Origin of the sequence: Streptomyces sp. NPDC057474, assembly GCF_042802555.1 — a bacterium.
In the GTDB taxonomy this organism is placed as follows: Bacteria; Actinomycetota; Actinomycetes; order Streptomycetales; family Streptomycetaceae; genus Streptomyces.
This window is the reverse complement of record NZ_JBHVDX010000008.1, coordinates 80,873-98,120: the sequence shown is the minus strand read 5'-3', so window position 1 is coordinate 98,120 and position 17,248 is coordinate 80,873. Positions and strand designations below refer to the sequence as shown.

At 71.1% G+C, this 17,248-nt stretch carries 16 protein-coding genes; 5 read left to right on the top strand and 11 right to left on the bottom strand.

The annotated features are described in order from the left end of the window. Positions 1–1,026 (bottom strand): lytic polysaccharide monooxygenase (locus ACFU53_RS03965; protein ID WP_383985776.1); only part of this gene is annotated, 1,026 nt, incomplete at its 3' end. Positions 1,027–1,306: 280 nt separating this feature from the next. Between ACFU53_RS03965 and ACFU53_RS03960 the strand changes: the two genes are divergently transcribed. Both ACFU53_RS03960 and ACFU53_RS03955 read left to right on the top strand, forming a co-directional pair. After that, positions 1,307–2,077, top strand: a complete 771-nt coding sequence (locus tag ACFU53_RS03960) for a dienelactone hydrolase family protein (RefSeq protein WP_383985774.1) — start codon at positions 1,307–1,309, stop codon at positions 2,075–2,077. Continuing rightward, positions 2,074–2,535, top strand: coding sequence for a GNAT family N-acetyltransferase (locus ACFU53_RS03955; RefSeq protein ID WP_383985772.1), 462 nt, complete (start codon positions 2,074–2,076; stop codon positions 2,533–2,535). Before ACFU53_RS03960 ends, ACFU53_RS03955 begins: the two co-directional genes overlap by 4 nt. A gap of 80 nt (positions 2,536–2,615) precedes the next feature. Here the strand turns inward: ACFU53_RS03955 and ACFU53_RS03950 are convergent, their stop codons facing one another. Next, on the bottom strand, positions 2,616–2,750 hold the full coding sequence (locus ACFU53_RS03950) for a hypothetical protein (protein ID WP_086751667.1): 135 nt from the start codon (positions 2,748–2,750) through the stop codon (positions 2,616–2,618). 137 nt (positions 2,751–2,887) lie between these two features. On the opposite strand from ACFU53_RS03950, the gene ACFU53_RS03945 reads away from it, so the two are divergent. Beyond that, positions 2,888–3,547 (top strand): class I SAM-dependent methyltransferase, encoded by a 660-nt coding sequence (locus ACFU53_RS03945; protein ID WP_383985770.1) that lies wholly within the window; start codon positions 2,888–2,890, stop codon positions 3,545–3,547. Positions 3,548–3,628: 81 nt separating this feature from the next. Here the strand turns inward: ACFU53_RS03945 and ACFU53_RS03940 are convergent, their stop codons facing one another. Both ACFU53_RS03940 and ACFU53_RS03935 read right to left on the bottom strand, forming a co-directional pair. Beyond that, positions 3,629–4,141 (bottom strand): DUF402 domain-containing protein, encoded by a 513-nt coding sequence (locus ACFU53_RS03940; protein ID WP_383985768.1) that lies wholly within the window; start codon positions 4,139–4,141, stop codon positions 3,629–3,631. After that, on the bottom strand, positions 4,122–5,051 hold the full coding sequence (locus ACFU53_RS03935; protein ID WP_383985766.1) for a GNAT family N-acetyltransferase: 930 nt from the start codon (positions 5,049–5,051) through the stop codon (positions 4,122–4,124). The genes ACFU53_RS03940 and ACFU53_RS03935 overlap by 20 nt, the downstream gene beginning before the upstream one ends. A 71-nt stretch (positions 5,052–5,122) precedes the next feature. Here ACFU53_RS03935 and ACFU53_RS03930 point away from each other — a divergent pair, with 71 nt between their 5' ends. Further along, a complete protein-coding gene (locus ACFU53_RS03930) occupies positions 5,123–5,491 on the top strand; it encodes a GntR family transcriptional regulator (protein ID WP_383985764.1) in 369 nt (122 codons plus the stop codon). Positions 5,492–5,641: 150 nt separating this feature from the next. Here ACFU53_RS03930 and ACFU53_RS03925 read toward each other — a convergent pair whose 3' ends face one another. Both ACFU53_RS03925 and ACFU53_RS03920 read right to left on the bottom strand, forming a co-directional pair. Then, positions 5,642–6,412: a DUF72 domain-containing protein gene (locus ACFU53_RS03925; protein ID WP_383985762.1), complete on the bottom strand. Its 771-nt coding sequence runs from the start codon at positions 6,410–6,412 to the stop codon at positions 5,642–5,644. A gap of 44 nt (positions 6,413–6,456) precedes the next feature. After that, on the bottom strand, positions 6,457–7,551 hold the full coding sequence (locus ACFU53_RS03920) for a DUF5925 domain-containing protein (RefSeq protein WP_383985760.1): 1,095 nt from the start codon (positions 7,549–7,551) through the stop codon (positions 6,457–6,459). Between the two features lie 167 nt (positions 7,552–7,718). Between ACFU53_RS03920 and ACFU53_RS03915 the strand changes: the two genes are divergently transcribed. Then, entirely contained in the window at positions 7,719–9,140 is a 1,422-nt protein-coding gene (locus ACFU53_RS03915) for a xylan 1,4-beta-xylosidase (RefSeq protein WP_383985782.1), read from the top strand. A gap of 67 nt (positions 9,141–9,207) precedes the next feature. Here the strand turns inward: ACFU53_RS03915 and ACFU53_RS03910 are convergent, their stop codons facing one another. From ACFU53_RS03910 to ACFU53_RS03890, 5 genes are all read right to left on the bottom strand, one after another. Beyond that, positions 9,208–13,101 carry a lipopolysaccharide biosynthesis protein gene (locus tag ACFU53_RS03910; protein WP_383985758.1) on the bottom strand — a complete coding sequence of 1,298 codons (3,894 nt, stop codon included), beginning with the start codon at positions 13,099–13,101 and terminating at the stop codon, positions 9,208–9,210. Next, a complete protein-coding gene (locus ACFU53_RS03905) occupies positions 13,094–13,909 on the bottom strand; it encodes a polysaccharide deacetylase family protein (protein ID WP_383985756.1) in 816 nt (271 codons plus the stop codon). Before ACFU53_RS03905 ends, ACFU53_RS03910 begins: the two co-directional genes overlap by 8 nt. Next, positions 13,906–14,928 carry a glycosyltransferase gene (locus ACFU53_RS03900; RefSeq protein ID WP_383985754.1) on the bottom strand — a complete coding sequence of 341 codons (1,023 nt, stop codon included), beginning with the start codon at positions 14,926–14,928 and terminating at the stop codon, positions 13,906–13,908. Before ACFU53_RS03900 ends, ACFU53_RS03905 begins: the two co-directional genes overlap by 4 nt. Then, positions 14,925–15,770, bottom strand: a complete 846-nt coding sequence (locus ACFU53_RS03895) for a glycosyltransferase family 2 protein (protein ID WP_383985752.1) — start codon at positions 15,768–15,770, stop codon at positions 14,925–14,927. The genes ACFU53_RS03900 and ACFU53_RS03895 overlap by 4 nt, the downstream gene beginning before the upstream one ends. Positions 15,771–16,124: 354 nt before the next feature. Next, positions 16,125–17,246, bottom strand: coding sequence for a GNAT family N-acetyltransferase (locus ACFU53_RS03890; protein WP_383985750.1), 1,122 nt, complete (start codon positions 17,244–17,246; stop codon positions 16,125–16,127). Between the last annotated feature and the right edge of the window lie 2 nt (positions 17,247–17,248).

Below are 17,248 nucleotides of genomic sequence, written 5' to 3'. Positions count from 1 at the left end.
GAGAAGGGAGGAGCCGAGCGCCAGGACGGCCGCGCCGCCCAGGGCCACGTACGGGGTCACTCCCTCGCCGCCGGTGTCGGCGAGGCCCTCCTTGCCTCCGGCGGGCTCCGCGAGGCCGGCGGTGACGGCTCCCGCGGCCGACTCGTCGCTCGTCGACTTCGCGGTCGGTGACGCGTCGTCGGACGCGGCCTTCGCGGACGCCTTCGGTGTCGGGTCCGTCGCCGTGCTCGCGTCGTCGTCGCCGTGGCCGCCGTGGCCGCCGTGCTCGACGGTCGACTCGTCGGTACCGTCCTCGATCTGCTCATCGGAGGGCGCGGAGGCGCTCGGGGGAGGGGAGGAGGTGTCGTCGCCCGTGCCCGTGCCCGTGCCGGTGCCGGTGCCGCCGAAGGCGACGTCCGAGCAGGAGTAGAACGCCTCCGGGCTGTCCGAGCGCTGCCAGACCGCGTACAGCAGGTGCTTGCCGGAGCGTTGCGGGAGAGTGCCGGAGAACGTGTAGAAGCCGCCCGACGCGGCCGGGTCGGTGGCCGTAGCGACGGGGTTCGCGAGGTCGAGGTCGTCCCAGGCGAGCGGCTGGGACGGGTCGTAACCGGCCTTGGTGACGTACACCTCGAAGGTGCCCTTGTGCGGGGCCGTCACCCGGTACTCGAAGGTGTACGAGCCGGCGCGCACGCGCGTCGCCGACCAGTCGGCGCGGGCCAGGTCGAGGCCCTTGAACGCCTCGTTGCCCGCGCTGCACAGCTTGCCGTCCGGGATCAGCTCCCGGTGCCGGCCGGCCGCGTCGCCGATCCGTATGCCGTTCCAGTCGTAGAGCGCCTGCGTGCCGCCGGCCGTGACCGCCGCCCCGCAGGCCGCCGACCTCGGGCTCTCGGGGCCCTCCGCGTAGCACTGCGCCACCCGGCTCACCGGGTCCCCCATCGAACCGTGCGCCGCGGCCGGCCCGGCGCCGAACGCGGTCAGGGCGAGTGCGGCGACACCGACGACACCGGCGGTGGCGAACGCGGCGGCCTTGCGGTGGGCAGCGGGCATGGCGGGGCACTCCTCGAAGCGGTCCTGGGCGGCTCCGGGGTGGGTCCCGGGCACCGGGGGCGATCAGCAAGCTAGCCCCAATGAACCGTGGAATCGCCTGCTGAGGGCGGGTGCGGGGGATCCTTATGGTGGCGTTAAGGATGGGCTAACCGAGGGCTCAGGAACGAGGGTTCCCGTAGCGGCCGGTGATCCGTTTCTTACTTGGGCGCGGAACAATGCGGCTGCTCGCGTCAGTTCATGACCGGTTGAGGACCAGTCGCAGAGAAGAAGAGGAACGCCCATGACCGCTGTGCGCGGAACCACCGTGGACATCACCACCCAGGACGGCACCGCCGACGCCTACCTCGTCCACCCCGACGACGACGCCGCGCATCCGGCGGTCCTGTTCTACATGGACGCATTCGGGCTGCGGGCGCATCTGAGGGCGATGGCCGACCGGCTGGCCGGTGCCGGGTACACGGTCCTCGTGCCCAACGTCTTCTACCGATCGGGCCGGACCCCGGTGTTCGACCTGCCCGAGTTCATCGACCCGGCCGCGCGTCCGGAGATATGGGGCCAGATCGGCCCGGTCATGCAGGCGCTGACGCCGGGGCTCGCGCTGCGGGACGCGGCGGCCTACCTGGGGTGGCTGGCCGACAGCCCGCGGGCCGCTGCCGGGCCCGTCGGGATCACCGGGTACTGCATGGGCGCCCGGTTGGCCCTGCACACCGCCGGTGCCTTCCCGGAGCGGGTCGCCGCCGCGGCCGGCTTCCACGGCGGGCGCCTGGCGACCGACGCCCCGGACAGCCCGCACCTGGCGGCGGCCCGGATCACCGGCGAGGTGTACCTCGGTCACGCCGACGAGGACCCGTCCCTGCCGCCGGAACAGATCGACCTGCTCGACAAGACGCTCACCGAGGCGGGCGTCCGCCACCGCACCGAGGTCTACACGGGCGCCTCGCACGGCTACACCCAGTCCGACACCGCCGCCTACGACGCCGAGGCGACGGAGCGCCACTGGACCGCGCTGCTGGACCTGCTGGACCGCGCCCTCGCCCGGTCCCGGTCGTGACGGAGCTCCCGCACGGGCAGGCCATCAGGGCTGCGGGCCCCGCCGACGTGGCCGCCGTGAAGGCCGTGACCGACGCGGCCTACCACCACTACATCGAGCGCATCGGACGGGTGCCGCAGCCCATGGAGGCGGACCACGCGGCGAACGTGGCCGCGGGGCGGGTCTTCGTGACCGGGGACCCGGTGATCGGACTCGTGGTCGTCGAGGCGTACGAGGATCATCTGTTCCTCGACAACATCGCCGTCCGTCCCGACGCCCATGGTCGGGGCGTCGGGCGGCGACTGCTGGAATTCGTGGACACGCGCGCGCGTGCCCTCGGTCTGCCCGAGGTCAGGCTCTGTACGAACGCGCTGATGTGGGAGAACCAGAAGATCTACCCGAAGTTCGGGTACGAGGTCGTGGAGCGGCGTGTGGACGGGCCCTACGACCGGATCCACTACCGCAAGAGGCTCGCCTGACGGGACTCGTCGGACTCGTGGACTCATGGGAAGGGGTCTGACGTCGGTTCTCGTGGTCGGGCGGGCTGGAGGCGTGGTGCTCAGCCGTCCGGCCACCAGGTGCGCGCGATGTCCTTTCGCACTTCCCGGCGCTCGACGGGGCGTTCGTCGGCCTCGTCCCGCACCCGGCGGGACGTGGACTTCCTCAGGGGCTTCTGCACGGTCGTACGGCGCATGGCTGCCTCCTTGCGTCTACTGGGTTCCGCGCTTTCACGGAGGTAGACCTTTTCCGGGAGCGTTACTCATCGTTCGTGCTCTGTCAGTGGCGGCTGTCACCATCTGGACTGTCAGTGGCAGGTGTCACTCTGGCGGCATGACCAACATCGACGACGGTGAAACCTCCCGAGCCCTTGGAACACCGAAGAACCCGGCGGCAGATGACCCTTCGGAGACCATCGACTGGGACGCGGAAGCCCCCGCTTTCGACGACGAACCCGATCATGGCCTGCGGGAACCCGCTGTCCGGGAGGCCTGGGCGGCCCGGTTGCGGGACTGGCTGCCGCACCGCCCCTCCGACGTGCTGGACCTCGGCTGCGGCACCGGCAGCCTGTCACTTCTCGCGACCGAGCAGGGGCACCGGGTGACCGGGGTCGACGCCTCACCGGCCATGGTCACCCTCGCCCGCGGCAAACTCGCCGGGCGCCCCGCCGTGTTCCTCGTCGGCGACGCGGCGGCCCCGCCCGTGGGGGAGGAGCGGTTCGACGTGATCCTCGTCCGCCATGTGCTGTGGACCCTGCCCGACCCGGGCCGCGTCCTGCGGCGCTGGTGCGGACTGCTGCGGCCCGGCGGGCGGCTCGTGCTGGTCGAGGGGGTGTGGGGCACGGTCAGCCCGGTCGGCATACCCGCCGAGCGGCTGTACGGGCTGGTCGCGCCGCTCGTGTCCGACGCGGTGGTGGTGTGGCTGGGGGACGACTCGCCGCTGTGGGGGAAGCAGGTCGAGGACGAGCGGTACGCGGTGGTGGCCCGTCTCTGACCGCCTGCGTCAGCGCCGCCTGCGTCAGCGCCGCCTGCGTCAGTGCCGTCCGCGTCGGCGCGCCGTCCACGTCAGCGCCGTTTACGCCAGCAGAGACTCCAGGCCGCCTTCGCCGGTGGCGAGCGCTTCCAGTTCGTCGAGGGCGGCGACGGCGGCCGCCGCGGCCTCCGGGTCGCTCTCCGTGAGCCCGCTCTCCTCGAACTCGTCCTCGTCCAGCCGCAGTACGGTCCTGCCGTCGGCGGAGCGCCACAGGTCCAGGTCGAGGTCCTCGACGACGAGTTCCCCGTCGGAGAGCGTGGCGGGCCTGGTGATGTCGCAGTACCAGCCCTTCAGCGTGCCAGCCGCGTCATGGACCTCCTTCACGGCGTACCACCGGTCGCGCCAGTAGTACTCGGTGAAGACATCACCCGGCCCGAACCGCACGAACCCGAAGTCCCGTACGCCGTCGGTCGCCCAGGCGGCCTGGACCAGGATCCGGGTGCCGTCGTCGCTCAACAGGCGCGCGGGGTAACGGATCTTCGTACGGCCCGCCTTGAGCAGGACGACATCCAGCTCGTACGGCTCGTCCCCGGGCTCAGCCGAGTTCGCGGACATGACGCACCTCCGTCGCGCATACCTCGTACCCGAACCACTTGTTGATCGCGAGCATCGGGCCGTTGTCGGTGTCGTTGCCGGTGAACGCCTCCGTGTAGCCGGCGGCGCGGGCCCGGTGCAGGGAGTCGTTCTTGGCGAGCTTGGCGAGGCCCCGGCCGCGGAAGGCGCGGGCGGTGCCCGTCATGCCGGTGAAGTAGCGGTCCCGGCCGTCCGTGCGGACAGCGGTGAACGCGGAGGGAGTGCCGTCCACGACGACCACCGTGCTCAGGGCATGGTCGAGGAGCGGGTGGCGATAGGTCTCCGCGAGCCACAGCTCGTAGTCGTCGAACTCCGCGTCGAGGTCGCCGGGTTCATCCGCCGTCGTCTCCGCGTCCAGGTCGAACAGGGGGCGCGGGTCGTCGGCGAAGTCGGCGGCCGTGCGTAGTTCCACGCCCCTGGGCGGGGTCCGGAGCGGGGGGAGGGTGCCGTGGGCCAGGTCCAGGCGCAGGAAGTGCGCGGAGCGGCTGGGTGTGTAGCCGCGCCGCTCGGCGAACGCGCGGTTCTCCGGGGTGTCCAGCACCCACGACAGCAGCCGCTTCGCCCCCGCCGCCGTCAGCCGCTCCTCGGCGGTGCGCACCAGCAGACCGCCGGCGCCCCGGCGCAGCTGCTCCGGGTGCACGTACACGTTCAGGTAGCCCTGGCCGGGTACGGGGCTGTCGTCGGCGATGCCCATCTGTACCGTGCCGATCACCTGGCCGTCCGCCTCGGCGACCAGCTGCTGGTAGTGGGCCTCGGGAGTCGCGTGGGTGGCGTCGTGGAGCAGGGAGTCGGTGGTGCTGACCATGAAGGGCAGGGCCCGGCGTCGTACCTCGACGAAGGCCTCGGCGTCCGCGGGGTCGGCGGCGCGGAGGTCGCGCACGATCAATGTCATGTGTGCGCACGGTACGCGGGGCGCACGGTGGACTGCCTCCGAATTTCCGGTGGGTACGGGACAATCGCCGCGTGACCTTGAAGATTCGCATCGTGGAGGGGGGCGCGCCCTACGAGCAGGTGCGCGCCCAGATCTCGGAACAGGCCCGCTCCGGCGCGCTGCCCGTGGGATACCGGCTGCCGACCGTACGGGGGCTCGCCGAGCAGCTCGGGCTCGCCGCCAATACCGTCGCCAAGGCGTATCGGGCGCTGGAGACGGACGGGGTGATCGAGACGCGGGGGCGCAACGGGACGTTCGTGGCCGCGGCCGGCTCCGCCGCGGAGCGCGAGGCCGCGACGGCCGCCGGGGCGTACGCGGAGAGGGCGCGCCGGCTCGGGTTGAGTGAGGCGGAGGCTTTGGCGGCGGCCCGAGACGCCCTGCGGGCCGCGTACGCGGAGTAGAGCGCCGAGCCGGGGGTTCGCGCCGCTACGGCACCGCCGAAATCCGCCGCCGTGGCTGAGTGCCGTTGCGGCGGAAAAAGGTTGAGCGGTGGAGGGAAAGAGCGGCGGGCGGAAGTGAGAGCGGGTACAGCAGGGTGGCGAAGAGCTTCTTTACGTTCGTGCCGGATGTTCCGGCGTTCGTGTCGGCTTCAGGCCCGCCTTCCGCGCCGCCGTCGCGAACGTCATCGCGTCCTCCACGGCCGCCGCGTGCGGGTCGTTGTTGAAGTAGACGTATGCGTCGGTGGTGGGGGGCCAGGTGTCGGCGATGCGGTGGGCCCAGGTTGTCAGGGCTTGGCGGCCGTAGTGGGGCCAGGGGTGGGCTCGGCCCTGGTGGAGGCGGAGGTAGGACCAGTCGGTGGTGCGCCAGAGGGGGGTTGCCGGGCGGGAGTGGGTGTCGGCCCAGCACAGGGCCGCGCCGTGGGACTCCAGGACCTCGCGGACCTCGGGGGTCCACCAGGAGTCGTGGCGGGGTTCGACCGCGACCCGGGTGCCGGAGGGGAAGCAGCCCAGGCAGGTGTTCAGGAGATCCGCGTCGGCCCGTAGCGTCGGTGGCAGTTGGAGCAGGATCGGGCCCAGGCGGCCGCCCAGACCCTCCGCGTGGCCCATCAGGCGGTGCACCGGCTCCTCGGGGTCCCGTAGCCGCTTGATATGGGTGAGGTATCGGCTCGCCTTCACCGCGACCACGAAATCCCCCGGCACCCTCTCCCGCCACGCCTCGAAGTTCTCTCGCGTCGGCAGTCGGTAGAACGCGTTGTTGATCTCGACCGTGGCGAAGCGCGCCGCGTACTCCTCCAGCCACAGCCGGGTGGGGCAGCCCTCCGGATAGAGGGCGCCCCGCCAGTCCTTGTACTGCCACCCCGACGTGCCGACGAACAGGGTCATATGCCTATCAAAGCACTACCGGTAGTAGCGCTGCAGGTGAAGCACTACAGGTACAGGCCCGCGTCCGCCCCGTCCCTCGGCTCCGGGAGTGCCGTCGGTGACGTGCCGCGACGCAGTGCGTACAGCTCGGCCAGGGTCGCGCCCTCGCGGCCGACACCCTCGTCCGTGCCGAGCCAGCCCACCGCCTCCGCGCGGGTCAGGGCGCCCACCTCGATCCGGGCGAGGCAACGGCCGGGGCGGACCACGGCGGGGTGGAGGCGCTCCAGGTCCTCGTTGGTGGTGACGCCGACCAGGACGTTGCGGCCCTGGCCGAGCAGGCCGTCCGTGAGGTTCAGCAGACGGGAGAGCGCCTGGCCCGCCGTGTGCTTGGCCTCGCCGCGGATCAGTTCGTCGCAGTCCTCCAGGAGCAGCAGACGCCAGCGGCCCTTGCCCGTGGAGTCCTCCTCGCCGATCGCGATGTCCATCAGATAGCCGACGTCGGAGAAGAGCCGCTCGGGGTCCAGGACGCAGTCGACCTGGCACCAGTCCCGCCAGGAACGGGCCAGCGTGCGCAGGGCGGAGGTCTTGCCGGTGCCGGGCGGCCCGTGCAGCAGCAGGAGGCGGCCCGCGATGTCCTCGGGGGTCGTCTTCATCAGGTGGTCCATCGCGTCCGCCACCGGCGCCGTGTAGTTCGGCCGTACCTCTTCCCATGTGCCCGCCGAGATCTGCCGGGTCGTGCGGTGCGGGCCCCGGCGCGGCGAGACGTACCAGAAGCCCATCGTCACGTTCTCCGGCTGCGGCTCGGGCTCGTCGGCCGCGCCGTCGGTGGCCTGGCCGAGCACCTTCTCCGCCAGCTCGGCGGTGGTCGCGGTGACCGTGACGTCGGCGCCGCGGTTCCAGCGGGAGATGAGCACGGTCCAGCCGTCGCCCTCGGCGAGGGTCGCGCTGCGATCGTCGTCCCGCGTGGCCCGCAGCACCCGGGCGCCCGGCGGCAGCAGGGTGGCGCCGGACCGTACCCGGTCGATGTTCGCCGCGTGCGCGTACGGCTGCTCGCCCGTCGCGAAACGGCCGAGGAACAGCGCGTCGACGACATCGGACGGTGAGTCGCTGTCGTCGACGTTGAGCCGGATCGGCAGTGCGTCGTGTGGGTTGGCAGACATGTCGCCATGATCCGTCACCGAGGGCTCCCCGTGCATCCGCTTTCCGTAGTGCGCCGGTCGTGTCGGCGGGAGCCCGCGCTCCCCGTCCACACGGTTGGTCCGATTGCCCAGGAGTTCACCGGCGGAAGCTCCCCTACCACCACCCCGCGCGGTTACTGTTGCCCATGATGGGACGTCATGGGTGGAATTCGGGGGACCGGCGGTGGCGGCTCACCGCGCTTCTGGGCGTGGGCGCGGCCGCTCTGGCCCTCGTCGTGACCCTGCTCAACACACTTCCCGGGACCGGCGGCAGCACCGCCGGCACCACGCGCGACGGCGACAAGGTGCACGGCACGCCCGCCACCCCGTCCGGGGACACCGGGCCCGACGTGGGCTGGGGTTTCACCCACACCCAGTTCAGCGCGGACGAGGGCAGCAAGTCGGCCGTCGAGCGCGTCGAGGAACGTCTCGGTGAGCAGCCCCTGCCGCAGATCCAGCACATCATGGGCTGGGGCGCCGGCAACCCCGAACCCGTCGAGGGGCGTTACGACTTCGAGGAGATGGACCGGCGCATCGACTTCGTCCGCGCCACCGGCGGCACCCCCGTCGTCACCCTGTGCTGCGCGCCCGACTGGATGAAGGGTGGCAAGTCCGGCGCCGACAGCACCGACTGGAGTCAGGCCGCGCTGGAGACCGCGCCCGAGCCCGAGCACTTCGCGGACTACGCCGCCCTCGCCGCGACCGTCGCCAAGCGCTACCCCGACGTACGGCACTTCATCGTCTGGAACGAGTTCAAGGGCTTCTGGAACAACGCGGAGGCCCGCTGGGACTACGAGGGGTACACCGAGCTGTACAACCTCGTCCACAAGGCCCTGAAGAAGGTCGACGAGGACATCATGGTCGGCGGGCCGTACCTCGTCATGGACAGCCTCGACCCGCGGCAGAAGCAGGACGCGTCGACGTCGTTGAAGGGTCCGTGGGGCGTCATGGACCAGCGGATCCTCGACGCCTTCGCCTACTGGAACAAGAACAAGGTCGGCGCGGACTTCGTGGTGGTGGACGGGTCCAGCTACACCAACGACGACGATCTGATCCCCGACGAGTTCGCGGCGACCGACAAGTTCACGGCCGTGAGCGAGTGGGTGCGGGAGCGGTCCGGTGATCTGCCGCTGTGGTGGGCCGAGTACTACGTCGAACCCGCCGACGGCGACGACAACCGCCACGGCTGGTCGGAGAACCGCCGCGTCGCCGTGCAGGCCTCGGGGCTGATGGCCATGGCCCGCGGTGGGGCGACCTCCGGGTTCTACTGGAATCCGGAGGAGGAGAAGGGGCCCGAGTGCCCTGGGTGCCTGTGGTCTCCGACGGACACGAAAGAGGGCGGCGAGTCGCTTCCCATGTACGGGCTGTTGTCGCGGTTCAGCAAGGAGTTTCCGCCGGGGACGACGTACGAGACGGTGTCCGTCGCGGCGGACGACAAGCCGAACGTCCGGGTGCTCGCCGATGACAAGGTCGTGCTTGTGGTCAATACCCTCGACCGCAAGATCAGTGCGGAGATCGATGGTGAGAAGTTCGACATGGGTGCGTACGAACTGAAGTGGCTCGAAAGGTAGTCGGGGAACTGCCGGCCGTCCGTGGCTGGTCGCGCAGTTCCCCGCCCCCGAAAGGGGCTTCGGCCCCTCAAGTGGCGCCCATGGTCAGGAAGCGCTGCACCAGCGACGCCAGGAGGAGCGCCAGCAGCGGCAGGCTGAACCAGAAGCTGCTCTGGAGCCAGCGGAGTTGGCGAACACCGGGCCGCACTGACACCCGTACGACCTCACGGATGCTCAGCAGGACGATCAGGGCGATCGCGGCCAGGCCGCCCACCACCGACCACGGGGTCCAGGTGACCTGGGGGCCGATCGGGCCGGGGTCGGGGGCCGGAGCCTTTCCGGTCTGGTCGCGCGGCGCGAAGATCGTGGCGTCGGCGTTGGAGAAGACCTGCTTGAGGTCGTCGCGTTTGTCCAGGTTCTGGATGAGCCGGGACTCCCAGTTCCCGGAGTAGCCGGAGTCCATCTGGAGCGAGGTGACCTGGCTGCGGTTGACGATCAGATATGAGTTGGCGCCGGCGTTCTTGAGCGCCTTGGCCAGGCCGGACACCAGGACCGGGTCGCTCGGAGCGAGCGTCGGCACGTACTCGACCTTCTCCATGTCCCGTGCGCCCCACGGCATCGCGGGCGTCACGCTGTTCACCGGGTCGTCGCTGAGCCACAGGAGCCGTACGGTCGGGTCGTCGTGCGCGTAGACGTACTCCATGGCGGCGACCTCGCCCGGACGGACGCGCTCGAAGGGCTCGTTGCCCCAGCGGGCGATCAGGAAGCCGCCGATGAGGACGAGGCCGGCCATGAGGGCGGCCAGCGGTGCGAGGCTCACCCGGTCCTTGTCGCGTTCCTCGGCGGTGACGCCGGTGCGCGGGAACAGGGCGAGGCCGGCGAGCAGGGCGGCGCCCGGCAGGGCGAACATGAAGACCCGCAGGGCCATCTCACCGCCGTACGACTGCATGCCGAAGCCCAGGAAAGGCACGAAGGCCAGGACGAGCAGGGAGCGTTCGCGGTACTTGTTCTCGCGGCGGCGCCAGAAGCCGTAGCAGGCCAGGAGCATGACCGTGCCGGCGAGGGCCACGCGCGCGTAGAGGACGAGTTTGTGGGTCGAACTGCCCTCGCCGATACGGCCGGAGACCGAGGACGTGACGTTTCCGCCCACACCGCCGACCCCGCCGAAGAGTTCGTCGAAGTGGCCGGACCAGTACGGCTCGGCGAGGTAGCCCACCCAGACGGCGACCAGCACGGCGAAGAGGATCGGCAGGCCACGCAGTTCGGAGCGGCCGATCAGGACGAGGGCCGCGAGGACGCCCAGCATCACGAACGGGGTGAGCTGATGGGCCGGGACCGTCGCCGCGTACAACGCGATCAGGACCATCAGGAGGACGGCGCGCTGTCGGCGGTCCGTCGGCTCCACCTCCGCCTCGCCGGGGCGCACCCTGCCCCACAGCATGTGCGGGGCGCGGAACCAGACGAGGAGGATCGCGACGAAGGCCAGGTAGAGGAGGTAGGTGAAGCCCTGCGGGGAGAAGTAGTCCTGGCCCACCCAGCCGCTCAGGACGAAGATCCAGATGCCTGTCCACTTGGCGCGCCAGCTCGCCCGCATATGGCGGGTGAGGAGGAACAGCGGGGGCAGGTAGAGGAGTTGGATGGCCGTCGGCCACCAGCGGATGATCTCGGTGAAGTCGGTGACCCCGCAGGCCTCGGCGACGAACGCGGCCGCCGCGAAGAAGCCCGGCCAGCTCCAGCGGGCGTCCAGGTCGGGTACGGCCGCGCCGGTGCGGTCGATGTAGTCGATGAAGCCCAGGTGCTGCCAGGCCGTCGCGAACCGGGGTTCGGCCTCGATCACGGCGGGCAGCGCGTGCAGGGAGAAGACGGTGGCCAGCAGGGTGATCAGCAGCAGTCCGCGGTGTTCGCGGGCCGGCCACAGCAGTGAGGCGAACACCGTGGCCAGCAGCGCCGCCCCGACCAGCGTCGGCGTGGGCAGCACGGAGATCAGGCCGAGCCCGCCCATCCGGTCCAGGTCGGCGTCGTCCAGCGTCAGTGCGGGCACCCAGTAGAGCAGGAGCGCGGAGAGCAGCAGGAAGCCGAGGACCACACCGGTGATCGTGGGGTGCAGCAGCCGTTCGCGGAGGGGCACCCGGGGTGCCTCCTGGGCGGACGGCACCTCTTGGGCCGGGGGCGTCACCGGCTCCCGTACGGGCTTCTCCAGTTCCTCGGCCTCCCGTACCTCTCGTACCTCTCGTACGAAGGCCGGTTCCCGCACGGCCTCCTCGAACGGGGCGTCCACCTCCGGGACCTCCGCCGGGCCCAGGGACGACTCCGAGCCGGGCTCGCGTGCCTCCACCGGCAGGCCCGGCGAGGGCGGCAGCTTGAGCGGACGGGTCTGCCGGTCCTGGGCCCAGGCCGGCCGGTGGTCCTTGCGTACGGACGCCGTCCCGGTGGGCGGGGTGCCGGGGCCGGGCCGTACGTCCGGGCGGCGTTCCAGGTGGTCGAAGTCGAGGTGGATACCGAGGGCGAGCGTGTCCGAGTCGAGGCGTCGGTTCCAGGCGCCGCTCTGCTTCTTCGCGGCGGAGGCCACCCGGCCCAGGTCGGCGAGGTCGCCGTCCGGTGCCGCGTCCGCGGGCACCTCGGCGGGCCCGGCGGCGCGCAGGATCCGGTAGAGCCGGGGCGCGGCGATCAGCACGATCACCGCGAGGCTGGAGATCTCGGCGACGCCCGCGCCGGTCAGCCCCATGCGGGGGAGCAGGACCAGGGTCAGGCCGAGGACCAGGGCGCACAGCAGGCCCTGCAGCCAGGCGAGTCCGGCCGTGCGGCTCTGGGCGCGCAGCACCGCGAAGTACGTCTCCATGACGACCCGCAGGACCGCGCCGATCGCGAACCAGCGCAGCAGCGGGGTCGCCGCGTCCGCGTAGGCCTGTCCGAAGACGGCCAGGATCCAGGGCGCCCCGAAGAACAGCACCGCGCACACCGGCAGCATGATCCGGGCCATCCGCCGCAGCGCCGCCCGGGTGTTGGCGGCCAGGCGTGCCGGATCGTGCGCGCCCTCGACGGTCAGCGAGGCGCCCATGTTGATGGCGAGCAGGTTGACCGTGCCGCCGATGGTGGTGGTGATGTAGAAGTACGCGTTGTCGGCGGAGCTGACCTGGGCGGCGACGATCACCGGGACCAGATAGACCACCGCGAGCGAGAACAGCGAGCCGGTGTAGTCGCCCGCGAGGAAGCGGCCGATCTCCCTCAGCGACGGCGGGCGCGCGTGGTCCTCGGTGGCCTTCACATGCTTCGGGATCAGGCGCCGGAACACCAGCCAGCCCAGCGGCAGCACGGACATCGCGATCGCCGCGACCCAGGACACGAACACGCCCATGGTCGGGACCGCGGCGGCGAACAGCACCAGCAGCACCAGCTTCACCGCCGAGAACACGGTGTTGCCGACGGGCACCCACACCGCGCTGCGCAGCCCGGTGAGCACCCCGTCCTGGAGCGTCAGCACCGACCAGGCGACCACCGCGAGCACGAAGAACACGGCGTTGAGCGGATCGTGCAGGAAGCGGTACGACGGCCCCCACAGGCCCAGCGTCAGCAGGAACACGCCCGCCGCGAGCGCCACGGTCACCGAACTGCCCGCGTACGTGCGGAAGATCAGCCGGCCGGTGCCGCGCCCCGCGACCGGGATGAACCGGGCCAGGGCGCCCGTCAGCGTCAGCGCGGTGAGCCCGGCGAGGAGCTTCATCGCGGCGATCGCGGCGGAGCCCTGACCGACCGAGGCCTCGGTGTAGTAGCGGGCGGCGGCCAGCCAGAAGCCGAGGCCCAGCACGGCCGAGATACCGGTGTTCAGCATCAGGGCGTAGGCGTTGCGGAACAGCTGGTCGCCCCCCGCCCCCTTGCCCAGCCCGGGCAGTCGCAGCCTGCGGCCGGAGCCGGACTTCTGCTCGGTCTCCTCGGTCGTGGTGTCCTCGGCCTCTTGTGCCGTGGTGGTCGTCGTGTCAGACACGGGAACGGATGGCCTTCCGGACCTGTCGTGCTCTTCGGACCATGGCGTACCCCTTGGTCAGGGCACGGTCCCGGGCGAAGTTGCGGGCGATCGCGCGGCCCTCGATGAGCTGTTCGAACTCCGTGACTCCCGTGGAGCGCCGCACGGTGACCCGCCGCAGCGCGTACGGGCCCTGCGCGCGCCGGGCGAGCGCGTTGCCGACCGCGAGCGACTGGGTGAACCCCGTCTCCCGCACCGCGACGCGCACCCGGCGGCTGGAGTAGCCGTACGGGTACGCGAACGAGGCGGGCCGGGTGCCCAGTTCGTCGGCGACGATTCTCCGGCAGCGCCGCAGCTCGAACCGGAGCCGGTCGTCGTCCAGCATGTCGAGCTGCGGGTGGGTGTGGCTGTGCCCGCCGATCTCCACGCCGTTGTCGGCGAGTTCGCGCACCTGGTCCCAGCCGAGCATGGTGTCGAGGGCGTCGCCGTTGTCGTACGGGCCCTTGATCCAGCCCGTGGTGACGAACAGCGAGGCCGCGAAGCCGTGCTTGGCGAGGACGGGCAGGGCGTGGCGGTGCACGCCCTCGTAGCCGTCGTCGAAGGTGACCAGCACGGGCCGGGCGGGGAGCGGGCGACCGAGACGCCAACTCGCCGCCAGGTCCGCCGTGTCGACCGGTGTGAAACCCAGGTCGTCGATCAGCGCCATCTGCTCCGCGAAGGCCTCCGGGGTCACCGACAGATCCCGGGTGGCGTCGTTCGGTGCGGCGGACACGGCGTGATACATCAGGATCGGTACGGCTGCCGCCGCCGTCTCCGTCGATTCCGTCATGACGAGCCCCCCTCGCCCCCCTTGCCGGCCGCGCCGCCCGGAATCTCGCCGACCGAGAACGTGACCTCGCCCCTGCGGGCCCGGACGCTCCCGACAACGTACCCCCCGGCCGCCGCCGCCACCCCCGCGACGATCGCGCCCGCCCGTCCCGCGCCCCCCGCGCGGCCGAGCAGCGCGTCGCGCAGCCCGCGCGCCACCCCGGCGGGCAGTACCCGGGTGGTGTACCGGCGCTCCGACTCCAGCCCCTTGCCGGCGCCGACGCTCCGCGCCACCAGCGCCTTCGACAGGCCCTCCGCGTACGTACGCGTGCGGAAGTACCCGAAGCGCATCCGCACGTCGGGCACCCGGTGGTGGATCACCGCCCGGTCGTCGAGCAGCAGCACCGCGTCCGGTCTGGCCCGGGAGAGGCGGATGCACAGCTCCGTCTCCTCGCAGCCCAGCGGGCGCTTGTCGCCGTCGCGGCCGATGCCCGTGGCGAAGCCGCCGGCCGCCTCGAAGGCGACGCGGCGGAACGAGGCGTTGCCGCCGAGGACGTTGCGGACCTCGGCGACGCCGCCGGGCAGGCCCTTGTAGGCGCAGCCCACCACCCAGTCGAACTCCTCCGGGAACCAGGCCGGGCGGCGGCCGGACGCCCACGCGGGCACCGTACGGCCGCCGACGGCCATGACCCGGGGGTCGGCGTACCCCTCGACGAAGTACCGCAGCCAGTCGCGCTCGGCGACCGCGTCGTCGTCGAGGAAGGCGATGATCTCCCCGTACGAGGCGGCGATGCCCGTGTTGCGGCCCGCGGACAGCCCGCGGGGGCCCGCGTTGGCGAGCACCCGCACCTCGCCGCTCTCCCCGTGCTCTTTGTACTCCCTGGTCAGACGCTCAAGCAGGGCCTGGTTGTGGTCCACCACCAGGAGCGTCTCCAGGGCCGGCCGGGACTGCGTGCGCACCGAGGCGACCGCCGCGAGGATGTCCTCCCAGCGGTCCTCGGTGTACACACAGATCACGACCGAGACAGCCGGCTCGTTCAAGACGACTCTCCCCGACCGGCGGTGAGCATCGTCGCGTGCGAACGGCGGCGCAGCGCACGCCGGTTGGAGCGCTCCTGCAGGATCACCTTCAGCACACGCAGCCCGTCGCGCACGGCCCGCAGATTGCTCGCGCCGTGGATGCGCAGATACTCGTGGCTGGGGATCTCCTGGACCTTCAGGCCCGCCTTGACGACCCGGATGTTCATCAGGGTCTCCACCTCGAAGCCGGTGCAGTCGAGGTCGATCTTGTCCAGGCAGTGCCGCCAGAACGCGTTGTAGCCGTAGCACAGGTCGGTGTAGCGGGCGCCGAACTTGCGGTTCACGGTGGTGCACAGCGCCCAGTTGCCGAGCTTGCGGATCAGGGTCATGTCGTCGGTGCCGCCGCCGTTGGCGAAGCGGGAACCCTTGGCGAAGTCTGCGCCCGAGACGAGGGCGGAGACGTACGACACGATCTCGTGGCCGTCGGCCGAGCCGTCCGCGTCGACCATCACGATGATGTCGCCGGTGCACGCCTCGAACCCGGTGATCAGGGCGTCCCCCTTGCCCTTGCCCTGCTGCGGGACGACCTTGACGTCCGGCCACAGTTCGCGGGCCACCTCGACGGTGTCGTCGGTGGAGTTGCCGTCGACCAGGACCACTTCGTGGATCCAGCCCGGCAGCGTCTTGAAGACGTACGGCAGGTTCTCCGCCTCGTTCATGGCGGGGATCACCACACTCACCGGCGGCGCGATGGCCAGGTGGTTGGAGATCGGCCGGTACTTCGCGAGCGCCGACTCGTCGGCGCTGGTGGTATCGGACTCTGATGTGGATTCGGATATCGCCGGGCGCAGAACTGAGCTCATGAGTCTGGTCCCTCTCGTCCGGTGAACCACCCGCCCCTGGGTGGTCCGGCCATGTTCCGGTTCGAAAGGGGGGTTCTCACTTACGGCATGCCGAAATCGATCTCCGTATCGATCTCCGTGCATACCCAGTGAGCTGGCAAAAGCCGGCCGACTGTCGCGACTCGGCAGTCGGTCGCGCGGCACGACTCGGCAAATGGTGCGGTCACCGAGCACGGCACCCCCCTACCGCGCCCCGCGCCGGGACCGTCGCGCTCCTTGAGCCCTCCCCTAGGAGCATGTGCTGACGGACCGATGCGGGTGGATGTATGACGGTATTGATGATTGAGCCCGTATGGCAAGGCCTAGTACGAGGCCTCACGTTTTTGTTGTTGTGTCCGTTACCTGACCTCCCGACCGGATTCTGCCCATCCGTTTCAACAGTCTGTCGGCCGGTTCGAACAGTTCCGGCCGTGTCTGGACCGTGTTCCGCAGTGCCCGGACCGGTGCTCGGCGAGCCCGGTGCCCGAGTGCCACCGGATGGCGTCGGGTGACCCACCCCTCCGACACGGAGATCTCCCGTGTCTTCAGGGAATCCTTGTACTGCTTCTGTCCCCGGCCCAGATCCAGGTAGGCGATGCCGTCGGCGGCGCCCTCCTCGGCCATGTGCAGATGCAGGAGCAGGCCCGGCGAGAACTTGGCGAACGCCGGGTCGTAGGCCGGGAACCAGCATGTCAGCACCCGCTCGGAGCGCAGCCCGAAATGAGCCGCGACAGGCTTGCCGTCCGCGTACAGCACGGACAGCTGGCCGGCGAAGGAGTCGGAACGGGTGTGGAAGAGCCGGTGCACCAGCCGGGTGATCCACGGGTGCGCGAAGCGGTCGCTGCGACCCGTCCTGCGGTACTGCGCAGACTTCCAGGCCATCAGCGTGCGCAGGGCCTTCGGGTCGCGCTCGTCGTGCACATAGCGCACCTCGCTCACCGCGCGGCCGAGCCTGCGTTCCTTGGCGAGCGTCGAGCGGACGAACTTCGGTGAGTCGGCGCGCAGTTGGCCGAGATAGGCCTCGTAGCCCTGCTCCAGGTCCATGACCGGGGACGGGAAGGTGCCGGTGACATGGGCCGCGAACGGCGTCTGGCCCTCCGTCAGATGGTCGAACTCCCACACGGCGAGCCCGCAGGCACGCAGCAGCGCCTGGGCGTCCCAGGTGAACCCGGGGCGGTGGACCACGCCCTGGCAGTCGGAGAGGCCGAGACCGACGGCTCTGCCCACCCCGACGGCGGATCTCTGGTACGGGAAGAAGGCCGCCGGCTCGCCGTCCTCCCGGACGACCGCGATCCGCACCCCGCGCCGGCAGCGGCCCACCGCTAGCGCGAACTCCGGGGACAGGAACGGGTTCGCCAGCCCGGGCGCGCCGTGGAGATGGGCCTTCGCCTGCAAGGCGGTCCAGGCCGCCCGGTCGGCGGCGGTCAGTTCGCCGGGGCGGTACACACTGATGTCCACGT